The organism is Leucobacter sp. wl10 (genome assembly GCF_003569785.1).
Lineage (GTDB): Bacteria > Actinomycetota > Actinomycetes > Actinomycetales > Microbacteriaceae > Leucobacter.
Genome location: NZ_KZ983996.1, coordinates 19,507 through 37,597, shown reverse-complemented (window position 1 = coordinate 37,597; position 18,091 = coordinate 19,507). Strand labels below are relative to the sequence as shown.

General features: G+C 68.1%; 15 protein-coding genes. 9 read left to right on the top strand and 6 right to left on the bottom strand.

The annotated features are described in order from the left end of the window. Positions 1-2 precede the first annotated feature (2 nt). The 3 genes from D1J51_RS10440 to D1J51_RS10430 are packed head-to-tail and all read right to left on the bottom strand — an operon-like array spanning position 3 to position 3,615. Positions 3-614: a sugar transferase gene (locus tag D1J51_RS10440; protein WP_119075136.1), complete on the bottom strand. Its 612-nt coding sequence runs from the start codon at positions 612-614 to the stop codon at positions 3-5. Then, positions 611-1,741 (bottom strand): DegT/DnrJ/EryC1/StrS family aminotransferase, encoded by a 1,131-nt coding sequence (locus D1J51_RS10435; protein WP_119075135.1) that lies wholly within the window; start codon positions 1,739-1,741, stop codon positions 611-613. The genes D1J51_RS10440 and D1J51_RS10435 overlap by 4 nt, the downstream gene beginning before the upstream one ends. Continuing rightward, on the bottom strand, positions 1,738-3,615 hold the full coding sequence (locus tag D1J51_RS10430; protein WP_240423149.1) for a polysaccharide biosynthesis protein: 1,878 nt from the start codon (positions 3,613-3,615) through the stop codon (positions 1,738-1,740). Before D1J51_RS10430 ends, D1J51_RS10435 begins: the two co-directional genes overlap by 4 nt. A 585-nt stretch (positions 3,616-4,200) precedes the next feature. Here D1J51_RS10430 and D1J51_RS10425 point away from each other — a divergent pair. The 7 genes from D1J51_RS10425 to D1J51_RS10395 all read left to right on the top strand — a co-directional run bounded on the left by D1J51_RS10425 (position 4,201) and on the right by D1J51_RS10395 (position 13,629). Next, the gene (locus D1J51_RS10425) at positions 4,201-5,148 is read left to right on the top strand and encodes an ABC transporter substrate-binding protein (protein ID WP_119075134.1); all 948 of its coding nucleotides are present in this window, start codon (positions 4,201-4,203) and stop codon (positions 5,146-5,148) included. A gap of 10 nt (positions 5,149-5,158) precedes the next feature. Beyond that, the gene (locus D1J51_RS10420; RefSeq protein WP_119075216.1) at positions 5,159-6,211 is read left to right on the top strand and encodes a FecCD family ABC transporter permease; all 1,053 of its coding nucleotides are present in this window, start codon (positions 5,159-5,161) and stop codon (positions 6,209-6,211) included. Next, positions 6,208-7,290 carry a FecCD family ABC transporter permease gene (locus D1J51_RS10415; protein WP_205547863.1) on the top strand — a complete coding sequence of 361 codons (1,083 nt, stop codon included), beginning with the start codon at positions 6,208-6,210 and terminating at the stop codon, positions 7,288-7,290. The genes D1J51_RS10420 and D1J51_RS10415 overlap by 4 nt, the downstream gene beginning before the upstream one ends. Beyond that, on the top strand, positions 7,287-8,090 hold the full coding sequence (locus D1J51_RS10410; RefSeq protein WP_119075133.1) for an ABC transporter ATP-binding protein: 804 nt from the start codon (positions 7,287-7,289) through the stop codon (positions 8,088-8,090). The genes D1J51_RS10415 and D1J51_RS10410 overlap by 4 nt, the downstream gene beginning before the upstream one ends. Before the next feature lie 704 nt (positions 8,091-8,794). Beyond that, positions 8,795-11,386 carry a helix-turn-helix transcriptional regulator gene (locus tag D1J51_RS10405; protein WP_119075132.1) on the top strand — a complete coding sequence of 864 codons (2,592 nt, stop codon included), beginning with the start codon at positions 8,795-8,797 and terminating at the stop codon, positions 11,384-11,386. Positions 11,387-11,561: 175 nt separating this feature from the next. Beyond that, positions 11,562-13,037, top strand: coding sequence for a sugar transferase (locus D1J51_RS10400; RefSeq protein ID WP_119075214.1), 1,476 nt, complete (start codon positions 11,562-11,564; stop codon positions 13,035-13,037). A 136-nt stretch (positions 13,038-13,173) separates the two neighbouring features. After that, the gene (locus D1J51_RS10395) at positions 13,174-13,629 is read left to right on the top strand and encodes an FAD synthase family protein (RefSeq protein WP_119075131.1); all 456 of its coding nucleotides are present in this window, start codon (positions 13,174-13,176) and stop codon (positions 13,627-13,629) included. Positions 13,630-13,698: 69 nt separating this feature from the next. Here D1J51_RS10395 and rarD read toward each other — a convergent pair whose 3' ends face one another. From rarD to D1J51_RS10380, 3 genes are all read right to left on the bottom strand, one after another. Then, positions 13,699-14,610 carry an EamA family transporter RarD gene (rarD, locus tag D1J51_RS10390; RefSeq protein ID WP_119075130.1) on the bottom strand — a complete coding sequence of 304 codons (912 nt, stop codon included), beginning with the start codon at positions 14,608-14,610 and terminating at the stop codon, positions 13,699-13,701. Then, the gene (locus tag D1J51_RS10385) at positions 14,607-15,065 is read right to left on the bottom strand and encodes a GNAT family N-acetyltransferase (RefSeq protein ID WP_119075129.1); all 459 of its coding nucleotides are present in this window, start codon (positions 15,063-15,065) and stop codon (positions 14,607-14,609) included. Before D1J51_RS10385 ends, rarD begins: the two co-directional genes overlap by 4 nt. Before the next feature lie 87 nt (positions 15,066-15,152). Further along, complete coding sequence (locus D1J51_RS10380) at positions 15,153-16,220, bottom strand: ABC transporter ATP-binding protein (protein WP_119075128.1); 1,068 nt, start codon at positions 16,218-16,220, stop codon at positions 15,153-15,155. A gap of 132 nt (positions 16,221-16,352) precedes the next feature. Between D1J51_RS10380 and D1J51_RS17925 the strand changes: the two genes are divergently transcribed. Both D1J51_RS17925 and D1J51_RS10375 read left to right on the top strand, forming a co-directional pair. After that, positions 16,353-16,514 (top strand): hypothetical protein, encoded by a 162-nt coding sequence (locus tag D1J51_RS17925; RefSeq protein WP_162903765.1) that lies wholly within the window; start codon positions 16,353-16,355, stop codon positions 16,512-16,514. A 362-nt stretch (positions 16,515-16,876) separates the two neighbouring features. Then, positions 16,877-18,091 (top strand): NADP-dependent isocitrate dehydrogenase, encoded by a 1,215-nt coding sequence (locus tag D1J51_RS10375; RefSeq protein WP_119075127.1) that lies wholly within the window; start codon positions 16,877-16,879, stop codon positions 18,089-18,091.

Genomic DNA, 18,091 nt, shown 5'->3' with positions numbered 1-18,091 from the left:
GCTCACTCACCACCGAACTTGGTCATGGTAGCGTGTCCGCCCTGGTTGATGCCGCGCCGCGAGAGAACTGCGGAGAGCGTCTTGGCCACGATCCGTGTGTCGAGACCGAAGGAGCGTTTGTCCACGTACGCGACGTCGAAGGCGAACTTCTCACTCCAGCTGATCGCGTTGCGACCGCTCACCTGAGCCAGGCCGGTGACTCCCGGCCGCACCTCGTGACGGCGTGCCTGCTCCGGAGTGTAGCGCTCCAGATACTCGACCAGCAGTGGTCGGGGGCCGACCATGCTCATGTCGCCCCGAACCACGTTCCACAGCGTGGGGAGCTCGTCGAGGCTCGTGGAACGCAGCTTCACCCCGAACGGTGTGAGACGATCGGCGTCGCTGACGCGTCCTCTGGTCTCGTCGACGGGCAGCATCGAACGGAACTTCAGCAGCGTGAAGATCCGTCCGTTCCTTCCGGGGCGCGCCTGCCGGAAGAGTACCGGACGTCCGAGCTTCACAGAGACCAGCGCCGCAACGACCAGTTGGATCGGTGCGGTCAGTACGAGCAGTACGAGCGCTGTGACGAAGTCGAGCACCCGCTTCAGCGCGTCGTAGGGACGTTTCGTGCTCATCTTCGCAAGAACTCCGAGAGCTTCTCGAAGACGAAGGTCTTCTGGTCGGGAGTCGTCGCGGAGCCGCTCGGCAGGGTGAGGTGCGTCTCGAACAGGTGCTCCGCGGCGCCGCTGATCTCGCCGCGGTGCGCCGAGAACACGGGCTGCAGGTGCATCGGCTTCCAGAGCGGCCGGCTCTCGATCTGATGCCGCAGCAGCTCATCCGCGAGCTCACGGGCCGTCCAGCCGGTCACCGCCCGATCGATCGAGATCGCGGTCAACCAGACGTTGTCCTGCTCATCGTCTTCGGTGCCGAACACCTCGACGCCGCCCACATCCTTGAAGAAGGCCTTGTACTCGTCGCGCAGCTGCCGGCGCCTTGCGATCATGTCGTCGAGCCGGGAGAGCTGCGCGCGCCCGAGCGCCGCGAGCAGGTTGCTCATGCGGTAGTTGTACCCGACGTCGTGGTGCTCGTAGTGCACGACCGGCTGACGCGCCTGCGTCGCGAGGTAGCGCGCATTCGTCATCATGGCCTCGTCGTCGGTCATGAGCATGCCGCCGCCCGACGTCGTCATCACCTTGTTGCCGTTGAACGAGAACACGGACGCGACGCCGAAGCTGCCCGTCGGGCGTCCGCGGAAGGTCGCCCCGAGAGACTCCGCCGCGTCGGAGAGCACCGGCACCTCGAACTCGGAGGCGATGCCCTCGATGCTCGCGTAGTCGACGGGCTTGCCCAGAAGGTCGACGGGCAGCACGGCGACGACGTTCGCGCGCTCCTCACGAAGCCGCAGCAGGGCGAGGCGCAGCAGCTCGGGGTCCATGTTCCCCGTCTCGGGCACGCAGTCGACGAAGTAGGGCTCGGCGCCCGTGTACGCGATCGCGTTCGTCGTCGCCGCGAAGGTCATGGTCGACGTGACCACCACCGTGCCCGGTGCTGCACCGAGAGTGAGGAGCGCGAGGTGCAGGGCGGCCGTGCCCGAGCTCAGGGCGACCCCGTACTTGACCCCGACGCGGTCGGCGAGCTCGCGTTCGAACGCGTCGACCTCGGGCCCGAGCGGCGCGATCCAACCGCCCCGCATCGCAGCGAGCACGGCCTGTTCTTCGAGCTCTCCGATGTCGGGCGGGGAGAGATAGATCCGTTCGTTCACTGGGCGGTCGTCTCCGGGAGAGTCTCGTGGACGGTTCGCGGAACCACGCCTGTCTCATTGTTGCGGGGTGACCCGTGCATGCGCGCCAGCCAACCTTCCTTGTCCAGTCGTTCGGGGGGAATGGGGTCCGCTCGCGTGTGCGAGATCTGCGGGTGGAACGGCCGCTCCAGGGTCTCCCGCGACCCTACCAGCTCCTCGTGCAGCTTCTCGCCCTCGCGCAGACCGGTGAACACGATCTCGACGTGCTTTCCCGACATCGCCACCATGCGCTTCGCCACATCCAGGATTCGCACGGGTTCTCCCATGTCGAGGATCAGTACCTCGCCGGGGCGGCCGATCCCGCCGGCCTGGATCACCAGCTGGCAGGCTTCGGGGATCGTCATGAAGTATCGAGTGGCTTCGGGGTGCGTCACCGTGAGCGGCCCTCCGGCGTCGATCATGGCGCGAAACGTCGGGAGCATCGAACCGCGGCTGCCGATCACGTTGCCGAATCGCACCGAGAGGTACGTCTGCCCCGTCTCCTCGGCGGCCCACGCCGTGATCTTCTCGGCGACGCGCTTCGAGTGCCCCAGCACGCTCGTGGGGTTCGCCGCTTTGTCGGTCGAGATGTTCACGAACGTGCCCACGCCCACCGAGCGCGCGGCGTTGACCACATTGAGCGTGCCCAGCACGTTCGTCTTCCACGCCTCGTCGGGGTGCTGCTCGAGCAGGGGGAGGTGCTTCAGCGCGGCCGCGTGGAACACCACCTCCGGTCGTCGCTCCTCGAAGACGCGCAGCAGTTCGTCCGCCTCCCGGATGTCGGCGAGCACCACGTCGCCCGTGTTGAGCAGGCCGTGCCCGGTGATTCCCAGCTGTGCCTGCTGCAACCCGGTCTCGTCGCGGTCGAGCATCGTCAGCTCGCTCGGCCCGAACTTATGCAGTTGAAGGCACAGTTCCGCTCCGATGGATCCACCCGCGCCCGTCACGAGAACGCGCTTGCCGGTGATGTACCCCGCGATGTCCTCGATCCTGGTGTCGACGGGTCGGCGACCCAGAAGGTCCTCGATCTCGACCGTGCGCAGGTCGGAGACGGAGAACCCGCCGGAGACGATCTGCTGCACCGTGGGGATGACGAGGACGCTCAGCCCAGCCTGGGTACCCGCGTCGGTGATGCGCTGCATGAGCTCGGCGTCGGAGTTCGCGATCGCGAGCGCGACGACCTGTGCGCCGGTCTCGCCGGCCAGCTGGGTGAGCTGGTGCGTGTTGCCCAGCACCGGGACCCCGTGCAGTCGAAGTCGCCGCTTCGCGGGATCGTCGTCGAGGATGCCAACGGGGCGCAACGGGGATTGGGGATCCGTCTGCATGTTGCGGATGATGTGCTCTCCAGCGCCGCCGGCCCCGACGACGATGGTCCGAGTGGCGCTCGGGTGGGGCATCCGCGAGCGGTTGCGGGACATGCGGAGGACGTATCTCGCACCGAACATCAGCGTGATCGCTATCGGGCAGGCGATGAGCACGGTGCTTCTGGGGAGCCCCACATCCGGGCCCAGCACGAACACCATGAGGGTCAGCACGGCGGTCGTGGCCAGGGACGCGATGACCAGCGACTGCACCTCCTCGAAGGAGCCGTACCGATATCGGCCCTGATGGAGACCGAGCAGGTAGCCGAACCCCGCGAACAGCGCGGCCGCCACGACGCCCAGAGCCAGGGTCGCCGGCCAGCTGACCTCGGCGAAGACGAACTCGGCGCGCAGCACCACCGCCGCGACGACGACGCCGACCCAGATGAGGCAATCGCCGCCGAGGTAGAGCAGAGACTGCACCCGAGCCTGGCGCAGTTGCCACCGCGCGTCGGCGTCGGCGCTCCGCGAGTCCTCTATAGACTCAGCCGTCACGCCCGGTCCCTCCGCGCTTCTGAGAACGCGCGCGCACGCATCTGGACCGCATCGTCGCACCAATCGAATATGGGATCGGTTTGCGAGGTTTCTGAGCGGCGATATGTTCGACCACGAGCACCCGGGCGGTTGCTCACCGTCATCCTCACGTCACATTCCCCCTGTCTGCCGGCCGAACATACTTTTTCTCTTATCAGCGCTACTCAAGTGCGAGCGTGACCCGCTGCATCTCCGTCAATCGCCGCAACGCCGAAAGTGGCGCAGGTGACGAACTTTTCTATTCTAGAGGAAGGCTGCGTCGTAGTGAATGGTTGTTTCTAATTGTTAACTATGCGCGCGCTGAGTTAGGGCCCGGCGTGGGTCGCCCCGGTGGCGTCGATCCGATTGGTCGCGAGGCCTCAGCGGCCTCCGCTGCGTCGCCTGCCGCATCGCATGCCGACGTCATTGAGGTGGTAGGCTCAGCGGCTTGGCCCAGAACCATCGGGCTTCCAACCGCACCGGGCCGATCGCGGTAGGCTCGGCTCAGTATCGACCGAAGGGGGTGCCGAACGGCCCCTCTTCTTTTTGTTCCGAAGGGCCCCGCAGATGAAGTTCTCGCTCCCGACAGTCTCCCTGGCACTTGCGGCGATGCTGCTCCTCAACGGTTGCGCAGCGGTGCCGAGCGGTGATGCGCCTTCAGCCGAATCCGCGACGCGCACGGTGCAGACCGTGTTCGGAGACAAAGAGGTGCCGGTCGATCCGCAACGGATCGTGATTGTGCGAACGAACGCCCTGGACACGGCGCTCGCGCTCGGCATCGAGCCGGTCGGCACTACCTACTGGGGCGGCGGCAGCGGCCTTCCGGGTTACCTCGCCGCCGAAGCGCCTAAAGACATGGCGTTGATCGGCACCGATGACGAACCCGATTTCGAAGCGATCGCCGCGCTCAAGCCCGACCTCATCATCGGCGACGAGAGCATCGAGAACAATCTCGAGACATTCGAATCGATCGCCCCGGTCGCCGCGTACGACTCCCTCAACGCAGAGGGCCGCTCGGACTGGCGAGAGCACCTCGCCGCGATCGCCGGGTTCACCGGGCGCGAGGACAAAGCGAACACGGTGATCGCGTCGTTCGACGAGATGGTCGCAGATCTCGACGCCGACATCGCGAACAAGGGCCAGACGGTGATCCCGCTGCGCGTGCGCGCCGACCAGGTGCGCCACTACCTGCCGGAGAGCCTGGTGAGCGCGGGCGTGCTGCAGGGGCTGCGCAGCATCAAGCTGCCGGGGCCGATCGTTGCGTCCGAGAACGACGAATGGTCGGTGATCCCGGCCGAACAGCTCAGTGTGCTCGATGCCGATACCATCATCGCCTTCATCGACAGTACGGAGGCGTACGAGAGCCTGCAGCAGCAGTCGCTGTGGAGGGCGCTGCCCGCAGTGCAAAATGACAAGGTCTGCGTGAGCGAGAACCAGGCCGCCTGGATTCTCGCGGGCCCGTCGGCCGCGAAGATCGTCGCGCAGGATGTGCGCGAGTGCCTCGCCACCTCGTAACCGGGTGAGGATGCGCTCGTCGACCACCGAGAAAGCGGTGCCGGCCCGGGTTCGCTCCCGGGCGGGCGGCGACCGTCGCATCGGGCGTCGGCGAGGGTTCGCGCTCGCGGGCGTCGCACTGCTGCTCTCGGTCGTGTTGAGCCTCGCCGTCGGCGCCGCACCGCTGAGCCCCGCCCAGGTATGGAACGCGATGGTCGGCCTTGGCGACGCGGAGACCACGATCGTGCTGTGGGAGATCCGGGTGCCGCGCACGCTCGCCGCGATCGTGGTGGGTCTCGCTTTGGCTGTTGCCGGCGGGGTGATCCAGGCCCTGGTGCGCAACCCGCTCGCCGACCCCGGCATACTCGGCGTCAACGCGGGCGCCGCGTTTCTCGTCGCGATCGCCGTGGCCCTGCTGGGGGTGCGCTCGGTCGAGCAGTACATCGTCTTCGCGTTCGCAGGCGCGATGATCGCGACCGCGCTGGTCTACATGCTCAGCGCTTCGACAGCGCTCAACCCCTCCAGCGCGCAACTCGTGCTCGCCGGCGTCGCGGTAGGAGCGGTGCTCGGCGGGTTCACCTCCGCGCTCTCGATCCTCAACCCCGACGCATTCGAACAGATGCTCTCGTGGAGCGCGGGCTCGCTCTCGTCGCGCTCGCTCGCGGTTACCGCACCGGTGATCCCCTACGTCGCCGGAGGGTTCGTGCTCGCACTTGCTGTCGCGCGCTCGTTCAACACGCTCGCTCTCGGGGAATCGTTGGCCGCCTCGCTGGGCGCCCGCGTTCGCAGCACCCGCATCCTCGGCATCCTCGCCATCACCCTGCTCGCCGGAGGAGCGACCGCCATCGCGGGGCCCATCGGCTTCGTCGGCCTCATGATGCCGCACGTAGCCCGTTGGATCGTCGGCCCCGACCATCGTTGGATCTTCGCGTACAGCGCGGTGCTGGGGCCAACGCTGGTGCTGGTCGCCGATGTGATCGGCCGCGTGGTGACACCGGGAGAACTGCCGGTGGGTGTCGTGACGGCCTTCATCGGTGCTCCGGTTCTGGTCGTATTGCTCTATCGCAGAAAGCAAGCGCAGTGAGCGCGGATCGATACCCCCGCGGTGCCGGGGTGCGGTTCGCCGGCACCATCCGCGGCGTGCGCTATGGAAGATTCTCGACCATCGTGTCGATGCGGGCGGTCGCGCTCACGTTAGCGCTCACGATCGCGACTCTCATCGTATTCGTCGTCTCGCTTTCGATCGGGCGGTTCGTCGTGCCCCCAGAAGATGTGATCGAGGCGTTGCTCGCTCGGGGCGACGGGATGGCGCGCGTCGTGGTGGTCGAGTGGCGGCTCGGGCGGGTCAGCGCAGCGGTCGTGTTCGGCGCGGCGCTGGGAGCGGCAGGTGCGATCTTTCAATCGCTCACCCGCAACCCCCTGGGGTCGCCTGACGTCATCGGCTTCTCCACCGGCGCTTACACCGGGGCGCTGCTGGCGATCGTGTTTCTGGGAGGATCATTCGCGGTCACCGCCTTCGGCGCGGTCGTTGGCGGCGCACTGACCGCCACCGTGGTCTACCTGGTGGCCTTTCGCACCCGTTCGGGTGGTTTCGGGATCATCATCGTCGGAATCGCGATCGCAGCCGTACTGTCGTCGGTGAACACCTGGATTCTGCTCACCGCGCGCCTCGAGGTGGCCGTATCTGCTGCGGTGTGGGGCATGGGCAGCCTGAACGGCGTGCAGTGGGATCGTATCCTCCCGGCATTCGTGCTGCTCGTCGCACCGCTGAGCGCAGCCGGTCTGATGTGGCGGCGCATGCAGCTGCTCGAGATGGGTGACGATACGGCACACAGCCTCGGGATCCGCGCGGAGCGGACCCGCCTCATGCTCATCGTGTGCGGAGTGGGGATCACGGCGATCGTCACCGCCGTGATCGGACCGGTCGCCTTCGTCGCGCTGTCGGCGCCGCAGATCGCCCGCCGGTTGACCGGTACCCCCTCAGTGAGCCTGCTTCCTTCGGCGGTAACCGGCGCTCTGCTGCTGGCCTCTGCCGATATCATCGCCCAGCACGCCTTCGGCGGCGACCTCGTTCTCCCTGTCGGGGTGGTCACCGTGAGCTTGGGGGGCTGCTACCTGGTCTGGTTGATTTTCCGCGACGCGAGAAAGAGAGCTCGACGATGAATTCGCACCCCTCAGCGCGACTCAGCGCCACCGATCTCAGCCTCGCATACGACAATCGAGTCGTCATCGACGCGCTCAGTAGTGACATCCCCGACGCGGAGTTCACCGCCATCATCGGCCCGAACGGGTGCGGCAAATCGACCTTCCTGCGCAGCCTGGCCCGGGTGCTGGCGCCGACGAGGGGCGAGATCAGCCTCGATGGGCGCAATCTCGTGCGCTACCGACCCAAAGAGCTCGCCCGCCGCATCAGTCTGCTGCCGCAGTCCCCGGTCGCACCCGAGAGCATCACAGTCGCAGAACTCGTCGCTCGGGGGCGCTTTCCCCATCAGCCCCCGTTCAGCCGGTGGTCGACCGCAGACGAGCGGGCGGTGGCAGAGGCGATGCAGGCCACCGGAGTCACCGACCTCTCCACCAGATACGTGGACGAGCTCTCTGGTGGGCAGCGTCAGCGCGTATGGGTGGCAATGACGTTGGCGCAGGAGGCGGGCATCTTGCTCTTGGACGAGCCCACGACCTTCCTCGACATCTCTCACCAACTCGAATTGCTGGATCTCTTCGCTCGTCTGCACCGCACGGGCCGCACGATCGTGACCGTGCTGCACGACCTCAACCACGCGGCCCGCTATGCATCGCACCTGATCGTTATGGACCAGGGGCGGATCGTTGCCGAGGGTGCGCCGGTGCAAGTGATGACCGAGCGGTTGGTCTCAGACGTGTTCGGCGTAGCTGCGGTCGTCGTCGCCGACCCGCAGAGCGGAACTCCGTTGGTGGTGCCGCGGGTTCGCGATAACACCGCTTGAGGGTGGGAAAGGGCGGCCGGAATGAGCGAGCGTGCCGTGGACGACCCGGCAGCCCGCGAACTTCAGACCCGGATGAACGACGACGGCGGATCCTCGATTCGCGCGACCGCAACCTTCATGTCAACGACGTAGGCGGCTACGTCTACTTTCATCTCGAGCTTGTCGCAGGGCGCGTCGAAACTTGGATTCGAGGCTCTCGAAGCGAGCCTCCCAGCGTGCGCCGGCGCGTCGGAGCATGAGGCCGAAGCTATTGGGCCCCCCAGTTCTTCGATCTCCGGGTCCGTGCATGCTTGTGGGCGAAGAACAACCCCAGCGTGTCCTGGGTGCGGCGCGCCTGTCTGCGACATTCAAGTGCCGGCCCGGCGCCAGAACGGGCACTGGACCTTCGCCGGTTGCGGGAAGCTGAACATCCGATGAATCGGAAACGACCGAACCCTTATCACAAGGTTGTGAAAGTCGGAAGTTTTGATTGACTTGTCATGAATTCTCGGCGCAGACTTGCGTAAGTGGAAAACGCGTAACCTCTCGTTTCGGCGAGAGCTATGCACCTACTCTGGATTGAGTTTCAGGCAGTAGTGGGGAGACCCGCTGGCTTCGCAGGAGGTCGGCCGGGGGACTGGCTGACATCCTTCGAGGGAGTCAGTATGGATTTGCACAACGTCACGGTAACGGAGCTCGGCGTATCAAGAGTGCCCCCGCGTCCCGTGAGTTCCACGCACAGCAGCACTCCGGAGCGGCTGGAGGCCGTTACCGAGGCGCTCATCGAGCCCGGCAGCGTGTCCTTGCTCATCGGGGAGTCGGGCACGGGAAAGAACCGGCTCGCCCGCGAGGCGGCCGCCGCACTGGCCGACCGCTTGGGCGAGAAGGTCGCGGTCATTCCGCTCGCCCCGCCCTCGAACCCCCTCACGGACGTCGCCGCTCACTTCGGCTACCACTTCTCGGAGATCCTCGGCGGAAGCGCCGCGCTGGAGAACCGCAATCACCTCGACCTCGGCGAACCCCGGGAGCTGAGCCGTCGGCTGATCGAGGCGATCGAGCGCGAGGCCGCGGACGGCACGCCGCTGCTGCTCGCGCCGGGCCTGGATCAGTACTCGCCCGTGGCCACGCTGATGCTCGACGAGCTGGTGCGTTCGCGCAAGAGCCGGATCGTGGGGACGGCGATGCGGCTGAGCGGAGCCGCGGCGCACGTCGCGAGGGACCCCCGCGTGCGGAAGATAGTGGTGCCGCCGCTGACCGTCAGGGAGAGCGGCGGCTTTCTCGAGCAGCTCCTGGGCGCGGAGCACATCGAGTTGCACACCCTGCGTCGCTGGTACCGGGTCACGGCCGGCAACTCCCTGTCGCTCACGCTGCTCGCGCTCGCGCTCGAGCGTCAGGGCCTGATCGGGCGGCGGCGCGGTGTCGTCTACGAGCTGCCAGGCGCCGAGGCCGTCCCGTCCGAGTTCGGGGAGTTCCTCCGCACCACCTGCACGGCGGAGGAGCTGCGCACACTCGAACTCATCGCCCATGTCGAGCCGATCTCCGAGAACGCCTTCATCCGGCTGCTCGATCCCGGGCGGCTGGCGACGCTCAAGGAGCGCGGGCTCCTCTCCATGGGGGCAGGGGCGTCGGGCCGCTTCACCGTCGGTATGCGGCATCAACTGCTCACCGCGGCCGTGCGCGAACAGATGTCGCCGTCACGGGTGGTCGAGGTGAGCAACGAGCTGTTCGACGCCCTGCAGCGCGAGATCGGCTCGGACGACCCCCGCACGTCGCCCCAGCTGCTGTTCCGCATGGTGGCCATGGGCCTCGACGCCGACCGCAAGGTGCCGCTGAACTGGCTGTGGGACACCCTCAGGCTCATGCAGAGCGGGCACGAGCTGCAGCTGCGGCTGCGCATCGCGCTGGCCGTCGCCGCCCACCCGGACGTCTCTACCGCCCAGCTGACGAAGGCGGCGCTGCAAGCCGTGCAGATCGCACGACTGGTCGGCGACCGCCCGCGGCTCACCGAGGCGCTCGAGCACGTGCGCACCGCCGTCGAGCGCACTCGGCGATCTCTCGGCCCGTCGCCGATGCTGCAGGCCAAGCTGCGCATCGTCCTGGCCGAGCACGAGGCCTTCGACCGAGAGGACGCGGCTGAGGCGGACGAGATCATCGGAGACCTCGAGCGGGAGTTCGCGGGCTTCGAGGGCAAGGTGCTGGAGGCGATCCGCACCGCGCGGGTGATGCTGCTGGCCTCCACCGGCCAGCTGCGCAAGGCGGCCGAGCTGGCGCCCGATCCCGCAGCCTTCGAGAGCATGCCGATCGAGTGGGAGCGCACGAGGGCCCGGGCGGCCTCGTCCCTGATCCTGAGCCAGCGCGGTCGCTACGAGGCGGCGATCCGCCTCGCGGACTACGCCGGATCGTTCGCGGAGATGGGCGAGCGGCCGCAGCTCGACAACACGAAGCTGCTGCGCTTCTGCGGCTTCGTCGCCTCATGGGCCGCGGGCGCCGTCGAGGCCGCGCGCCACGCCTACCACGAGTTCATCGAGTCGTCCTTCTCCGACATCCACTACTCCGGTCTCGTGGAGGCTTGCGCAGTGCTGATGAGCATCGCCGACGGCAAGTGGCGGCTCGCCTCGCAGCGGGCCGAGCGGCTCAAGGCGCGCCTGGCGAGCTACGATCGTCACGGTCTCATGGGCTTCGCCGAGGCGACGCTCGCACTCGCGCTCGCCGCGCTGGGGGAGCGGGAGGCGAGCCGACGGTCGATCCGGCTCGCCGAGCACCGGCAGATCGGCCTCTCCCAGGTGCTCGCGGGCCACGTGCGCCTGCTGACCCTGCGGGCCCGCCAGTGGAACGCCGACGAGGGCGTGGCCGCGCTCAGCCTGCAGCTCGCGACCTGGGCCTCCCGCGAGCAGCTCGAAGCGGTCGAGCTGCAGGCGCTGCACCTCTACGCGCTCGAGACCGGCGAGGAGGCCGGCATATATCGGGCGCGCATCCAGGCGCTCGCCGGGATCGTCGAGCCGCCGATGGCGGTGGTGCTGCTCGAGCACTGCGAGGAGCTGGCTCAGGGCCGATCCGCCTGGGACAGTCCGCCGGCGCGCAGGCTCACCGAGTTCGGCATCTGGATGCCGCTGCCGCAGACGGACGTGCTCTCCGCGAGAGAGCGCGAGATCTCAATGTTGGCGGCCCTCGGCTATTCGAGCCGGTGGATCGCCGAGCAGTTCCACCTCTCGGTGCGCACCGTCGATACCCACCTGCGCCACGTCTTCACCAAGCTGAGGGTGAGCGGCCGCGACGAGCTCCGGCTCTGGTTCAGGCGCGAGACCGGCGCGCGATAGCGCGGGCGAATACGTAGCGCGATTCACGGGGAGCGACCGTCATCGGGCGGGCGATCCCCGGTGCTCCGAGCACGGCCGGATCCGTGCGTAGCGCTTGCGTAACCTTGTGTTCACCCGATCCGGCGCTTCTTAACCTGACTGCAATTCAGGACAGGAATCGCAGGGGAGAGTGCACATGCTGGTGGAGGCCGGGCTCGACGGGTTCGCCGGAACCATCGCGCACTCGCCGCGCCGCTCGCCCACGCTCGAGCGTCGGCGGCGGTGGGAGCGCCGGTTCCGCTGGTGCCTCCGGCTCTCCGACGCAGCGGTGATCCTCGTCTCCGTCGGTCTCAGCCTGCTGCTGCAGCGGGTGCTCGGAGAGGTGCAGACCACAGCGTGGATCGCGAGTGCGATGCTCGTCACGCTGTGGTACCTGCTGCTGGCGGGCGTGCGCAGCCGGGAGAGCCAGTGCCTCGGCAGCGGCACCGCAGAATACCAGCGGGTCGTCAACGCGACGTGGCTGTCGTTCGGGATCACCGCGATCTGCGCCCTGGCGTTCAACTGGAGCGGCGAGCGCGTGCTCCTGTTCTCGGCGCTGCCGGGGGGAGTGATCGGCCTGCTGCTCTCGCGTTGGCTGTGGCGACGCTGGCTGCAGCGGCAGCGCGCCGCCGGGCACTACGCGCTTCGCACGCTCGTGGTGGGCGAGCGACTCGACGTCGAGTACGTCATTCGCACGCTGCGAGCGGGCGACCAGGGGTTCCACGTGATCGGTGCGACCCTCTTCGGCGCCGACCGCGCGCCGCTCACCGTGGGCGGCCGCCGGTATCCCGTGCACGGATCCATCGACCAGGTCGCCGCCGTCGCCTCGCGGATCGGCGCCGACACGATCGTCGTCGCCAGCCGGCCGGAGCACGATCCGACGTTCGTGCGCGAGCTCAGCTGGAAGCTGGAGGGCACGGCGGCCAACCTCGTGCTCTCGAACCAGCTGACCGACGTGGTGGGGCCCCGCATCTCATTCCGGCCCGTCGAAGGGCTGCCGATGCTGCAGATCAGCATCCCCTCCTACGAGGGCGGCTATCACCTGCTCAAGCGAGGGCTCGACATCTGCGTGGCGGTGCTCGCGCTCGCCTTCATCGCGGTCATCACGCCCGTTCTGGCGCTCGCCATCAAGCTCGACTCGCCGGGCGCCGTCTTCTTCGCGCAGTGGCGCGTGGGGCGCGACGGCCGGCTGTTCAAGATGTACAAGTTCCGCACCATGGTGGTCGAGGCCGAGGAGCGGCTCGTGTCGCTGCTCGATCGGAACGAGGGCGCCGGCGTGCTGTTCAAGATGAGGAACGACCCGCGGGTGACGCGCGTCGGTCGTGTGCTGCGCAAGATCTCCCTCGACGAGCTGCCGCAGTTCTGGAACGTGCTGCGGGGAGACATGAGCGTCGTCGGCCCCAGGCCGCCGCTGCCCGGCGAGGTCACGGCCTACGACGGCACCGTGGTGCGCCGGCTGTACGTCAAGCCCGGCATCACGGGACCGTGGCAGGTGAGCGGGCGCAGCGACCTGTCCTGGGACGAGAGCGTGCGCCTCGATCTCAGCTACGTGGAGAACTGGTCGGTGATGAACGACCTGCAGATCATGTGGCGCACCGCCCGCGTCATGGTGCAGCGCGAAGGAGCGTACTGATCATGACCCAGACCCCCGCACCCCTCGAGTCGCCGAACTCCCCTGAAACTGCAGGCCACTCGGGGGGTGCGGGCTACCCACCGGGAACCGCGCCCGGTCACGGCGGTCGGAAGAACGGAAATGATCGGAGGGGTCGATGAAGCGCATCGGCTACGCGGCTGGAGCATTCGACCTGTTCCACATCGGCCACCTCAACCTGCTGCGCCACGCCAAGCAGCGGTGCGACCACCTCATCGCCGGTGTGGTCAGCGACGAGATGCTGCGCGACGTGAAGGGCGCCTCTCCGGTGATCCCGACCGCGGAGCGCTCGGAGATCGTGAGCCACATCGACTTCGTCGACGAGGTGTACGTCGAGCGGGTTCCCGACAAGCTCGACGTGTGGGAGGAGGTGCGCTTCACGCACTTCTTCAAGGGCGACGACTGGCGAGGCACCGAGAAGGGGCTCCGGCTCGAGCGGCGCTTCGCCCGCGTCGGGGTCGAGGTCGTCTACTTCCCGTACACGGCGCACACCTCCAGCACGGCGCTGCGGCGGGCGCTCGATCTGCTCGACGGCGCCGCCGAGCACCGGCGGCCCGTGACGGCGCAGATCTGACCCGGAGCCGGAGCGGGATCGGCGACCCGGGCCGTCGCCCCGTCCACTGCCGTGCCCCGCACCGGCTCATCAGGGTCGGCCGCGGGAACGCCGCAGCCGCGCGATCCCGCCCGCCATCAGCATCAGCACCGCGATCCAGATCGCGCCGTAGATGACCAGCTCATCGGGACCGATGCGCTCCCCGTTGAGCATCGACGCCGCCATCAGCAGCGCCGGTTCCAGATAGCTGAGCAGCCCGAACAGGCTCATCGTGAGCAGGCGGGACGCGGCGAGGTAGAGCATGAGCGCCACCCCCGAAGCCGCCGCGAACAGCGGCCCCGCCCACCACAGCGCGGGATTCGCGGCCGCGGCGGATCCCTCGACCACCTCGAAGGAGAAGAACGCGGCGGCGACGGGCGCGAGCGCGACGAACTCCCAGAACATGCCTCCCAGGTGCGCGATGCCGAGCGCTCGCCGCAGCACGAAGTACACCGGGTAGCCGAGCGCCACGAGCAGCGTCTCCCACGACACCCCGCCCACGCGCGACAGCTCGAAGCCCACGCCCACGGCCGCGACACCGGCGGCGCCCCACTGCCACCACACCAGCCGCTCCCCGTACAGGAACCGCCCCACCACCACCAATACGAGCGGCAGCAGGAAGTAGCCGAGCGCCACCTGCAGCCCGCGGCCGTGCAGCGGCGCCCAGCTGAACACCCACAGCTGCGCCGAGACCAGCAGACCGCAGGCCAGGATCCCGAGCAGCAGCACCGGCCTGCGGCGAACGCGTCGCGCCACCTCGGTCACGAGATGCCACTGGCGGATCACCAGCAGCGCGACGGCGATCACCGGAACGGTGAAGAGGGTGCGAATGCCCCAGACCGACTCGGCGGAGGCCGGCGCGAGCAGCGGCGTGACGAAGTAGACGCCCCCGAAGAGCAACGAGGAGGCGACCGAGGCGAGGGTGCCGCGCCCACCCGATCCGAGCGGGCGCGGCCCGCTCACTCGCTGAGATCGATGACGCCGATGACCTCGCCGTAGGGCGTCTCGTCGACCGGCTTGAAGCCGATGTGCAGGAAGAACTCCTCCGGCCCGTCCTCGCCGCGCTCCCAGAGCACCGTGAGGTGGTCGACGCCGCGACGGCGCGCCTCCTCGATGAGGGCGTTCACCGCGAACGTGCCGACGCCCTTGCCCTGCGCATCGGCGTCGACGTTGATGCGCCACAGCGCCGCGCGGAACTCCTCCTGCGGAGCATCGGGATCGAAGTTGCCGTGGACGAACCCGACCACGCGGTCGCCGTCGAGCACCACGCGCTGCCACGCGGTGTGCGCGGGCGTGACCGCTGCGGCGGCGGCGTACGAGACCGGGGTGACGAACTGCTCCTGGCCCGGCTTCAGCCCGAGCTGATTCACTGCGACGATGGTGGCGGCGGAAAGTTCTTCCAGTCTCAGAGCGCTCATGCTCACCAGGCTAGCGTGAGAACGCGCACCGACAAAGAGGTCGGACGCGCAACGCCTCGGGCGAGGAGCGGATCGGACCCGCTCGGGTCAGATCAGGCGGGCGCCGCTCCCGGGATCGAAGAGGTGCAGGCGGTCGGGCGCGGGCGCCAGCGTCACCGCGTCGCCGGGGCTCGGGTGCACGCGGCCGTCGACGCGGGCGACGACGTCGATGCGATCATCGCCGGTCGTGTGCCCGTAGAGGTAGCCGTCGGCGCCGAGCTCCTCGACCAGGTCGACCACCACGGAGAGCCCGGGGTCGCCCGCGGCCACGACGACCATGTCCTCGGGCCGCACGCCCGCGGTCACCGCGGGCGTCTGCACGCGCACCGGCACCGGCACGGTCGCCGAACCGAACGCGACGCCGGCCTCCGAGACCCGCGACGGTAGCAGGTTCATGGCTGGGGAGCCGATGAAGCCGGCGACGAACTCGTTGTTCGGCGCCTCGTACAGGTCGCGCGGGGTGCCGACCTGCTGCAGCACGCCGTCCTTGAGCACCGCGATGCGGTCGCCCATGGTGAGCGCCTCGGTCTGGTCGTGGGTCACGTACACGGTGGTGACGCCGAGCCGGCGCTGCAGCGACGCGATCTGGGTGCGGGTCTGCACGCGCAGCTTCGCGTCGAGGTTCGACAGCGGCTCGTCCATCAGGAAGACCTGGGGTTGGCGCACGATCGCACGGCCCATGGCGACGCGCTGGCGCTGACCGCCGGAGAGCGCCTTCGGCTTGCGACCGAGATACTGCTCGAGATCCAGCATCTTCGCCGCCTCGAGCACCCGCGTCGAGCGCTCCTCCTTGCCGATGCCGGCGATCTTCAGGGCGAAGCCCATGTTCTCGGCGACCGTCATGTGCGGGTAGAGCGCGTAGTTCTGGAACACCATCGCGATGTCCCGATCCTTCGGCGGTATGTCGGTGACGTCTCGGTCCCCGATGAGCACGCGGCCCTCGCTGACCTCCTCGAGGCCGGCCAGCATGCGCAGCGTGGTCGACTTGCCGCAGCCCGAGGGGCCGACGAGCACCAGGAACTCGCCGTCGCCGATCTCGAGATCGAACTGGTCGACCGAGGGACGATCCGCTCCCGGATAGACGCAGGAGACACTTTCGAACGTGACAGTTGCCATGATTTCCTCCACCGGCAGGTACGTGCCGGACGATCCGTTGTAGAGACGGCGACCTGCCCGGTCGCCGGTGCCCGTCGCTGGGCGTGATCAGCGTAGCATCCGGGCCGCTTCCGGGTCGAGGCGGTCGCGAAGATGATCGAAGGCCCGTTCGCGGCGGCATATCCGGGCAGCGCGCTGCAGCTGCACCCGTGCGCGACGGTGGTGATCGACCGCGCCGCGGCCTCGCTGCTGCGGCTCACGGCCTACTGCGAGCACGTGCAGCGGCACCGGCCACGGGTGCAGGTGTCGGCCTGAGGGGTTCGGGATCCGCGCCCGGACCTGAGCTCCCGCGCCCGTGCTCCCTGCTCGCTCCTGTGCCCTCTGCCCGCGCCCGTCGAGAGTAGGATTTCCCGGCTGATTTCGCGAGATCAGCCGGGAAACCCCTCTTTCGCCGATGTCGGTTCAATCCTGGTGCCCGGCCCGGATTTCGCTCAGCGGACCTGAGTGCGATTTATCTCGATGTCGAGACACCTTCATTTCTCGGCTAGACTGGTGCGCGGCCCCATCGGGCCCTGCACCGGGAGCGGCGCTCCGGCCCCGATCCCGCGAGAAGCAGCGCGCGGCGTCCACCGTGCTGCGCGCCCCCGAGCTCACACATCACGACACTGGGAGAAGCGTTGGCGAAGATCAAGGTTGAAGGCACGGTCGTCGAACTCGACGGCGATGAGATGACCCGCATCATCTGGCAGTTCATCAAGGACCGCCTCATCCACCCCTACCTCGACGTCACGCTCGAGTACTACGATCTCGGCATCGAGCACCGCGACGCCACCGACGACCAGGTGACCGTCGACGCCGCCAACGCCATCAAGAAGCACGGCGTCGGCGTCAAGTGCGCCACCATCACCCCCGACGAGGCCCGCGTCGAGGAGTTCGGCCTCAAGAAGATGTGGCGCAGCCCCAACGGCACGATCCGCAACATCCTGGGCGGCGTGATCTTCCGCGAGCCCATCATCATCTCCAACATCCCTCGGCTCGTGCCCGGCTGGAACAAGCCGATCATCATCGGCCGTCACGCCTTCGGCGACCAGTACCGCGCCACCGACTTCCGCTTCCAAGGCGAGGGCACCCTCACCGTCGAGTTCACGCCGAAGGACGGCTCCGAGCCGCAGAAGTTCGAGGTCTTCCAGTCGCCCGGCGACGGCGTGGCGCAGGTGCAGTACAACCTCGACGCGTCGATCCGCGACTTCGCGCGCGCCTCGCTGAACTACGGCCTCTCGCGCGGGTACCCCGTCTACCTCTCCACGAAGAACACGATCCTCAAGGCCTACGACGGCCGCTTCAAGGATCTCTTCCAGGAGGTCTTCGACGCCGAGTTCAAGGAGCAGTTCGAGGCGGCCGGGCTCACCTACGAGCACCGCCTCATCGACGACATGGTCGCCTCGGCCATGAAGTGGGAGGGCGGCTACGTCTGGGCCTGTAAGAACTACGACGGCGACGTGCAGTCGGACACCGTGGCGCAGGGCTTCGGCTCACTCGGTCTCATGACCTCGGTGCTCGCGACGCCCGACGGCAAGGTCGTTGAGGCCGAGGCCGCCCACGGCACCGTGACCCGCCACTACCGCCAGCACCAGCAGGGAAAGCCCACCTCCACCAACCCCATCGCCTCGATCTTCGCCTGGACGCGCGGTCTCGCGCACCGCGGCAAGCTCGACGGCAACCAGGAGCTGATCGACTTCGCGAACACCCTCGAGGACGTCGTCGTCAAGACCGTCGAGTCGGGCAGGATGACCAAGGACCTCGCGCTGCTCGTCGGTCCGGATCAGGCCTACCAGACCACGGAGGAGTTCCTCGCGACCATCGACGAGAACCTGGAGCAGCGGCTCGCATAG

Excerpts from the sequence above, each read along its gene's own strand:
- D1J51_RS10440 (WP_119075136.1), bottom strand. The coding sequence starts at position 614 with ATGAGCACGAAACGTCCCTACGACGCGCTGAAGCGGGTGCTCGACTTC.
- D1J51_RS10425 (WP_119075134.1), top strand. The coding sequence starts at position 4,201 with ATGAAGTTCTCGCTCCCGACAGTCTCCCTGGCACTTGCGGCGATGCTG.
- D1J51_RS10420 (WP_119075216.1), top strand. The coding sequence starts at position 5,159 with ATGCGCTCGTCGACCACCGAGAAAGCGGTGCCGGCCCGGGTTCGCTCC.
- D1J51_RS10410 (WP_119075133.1), top strand. The coding sequence starts at position 7,287 with ATGAATTCGCACCCCTCAGCGCGACTCAGCGCCACCGATCTCAGCCTC.
- D1J51_RS10400 (WP_119075214.1), top strand. The coding sequence starts at position 11,562 with ATGCTGGTGGAGGCCGGGCTCGACGGGTTCGCCGGAACCATCGCGCAC.
- D1J51_RS10395 (WP_119075131.1), top strand. The coding sequence starts at position 13,174 with ATGAAGCGCATCGGCTACGCGGCTGGAGCATTCGACCTGTTCCACATC.
- D1J51_RS10385 (WP_119075129.1), bottom strand. The coding sequence starts at position 15,065 with ATGAGCGCTCTGAGACTGGAAGAACTTTCCGCCGCCACCATCGTCGCA.
- D1J51_RS10380 (WP_119075128.1), bottom strand. The coding sequence starts at position 16,220 with ATGGCAACTGTCACGTTCGAAAGTGTCTCCTGCGTCTATCCGGGAGCG.
- D1J51_RS17925 (WP_162903765.1), top strand. The coding sequence starts at position 16,353 with ATGATCGAAGGCCCGTTCGCGGCGGCATATCCGGGCAGCGCGCTGCAG.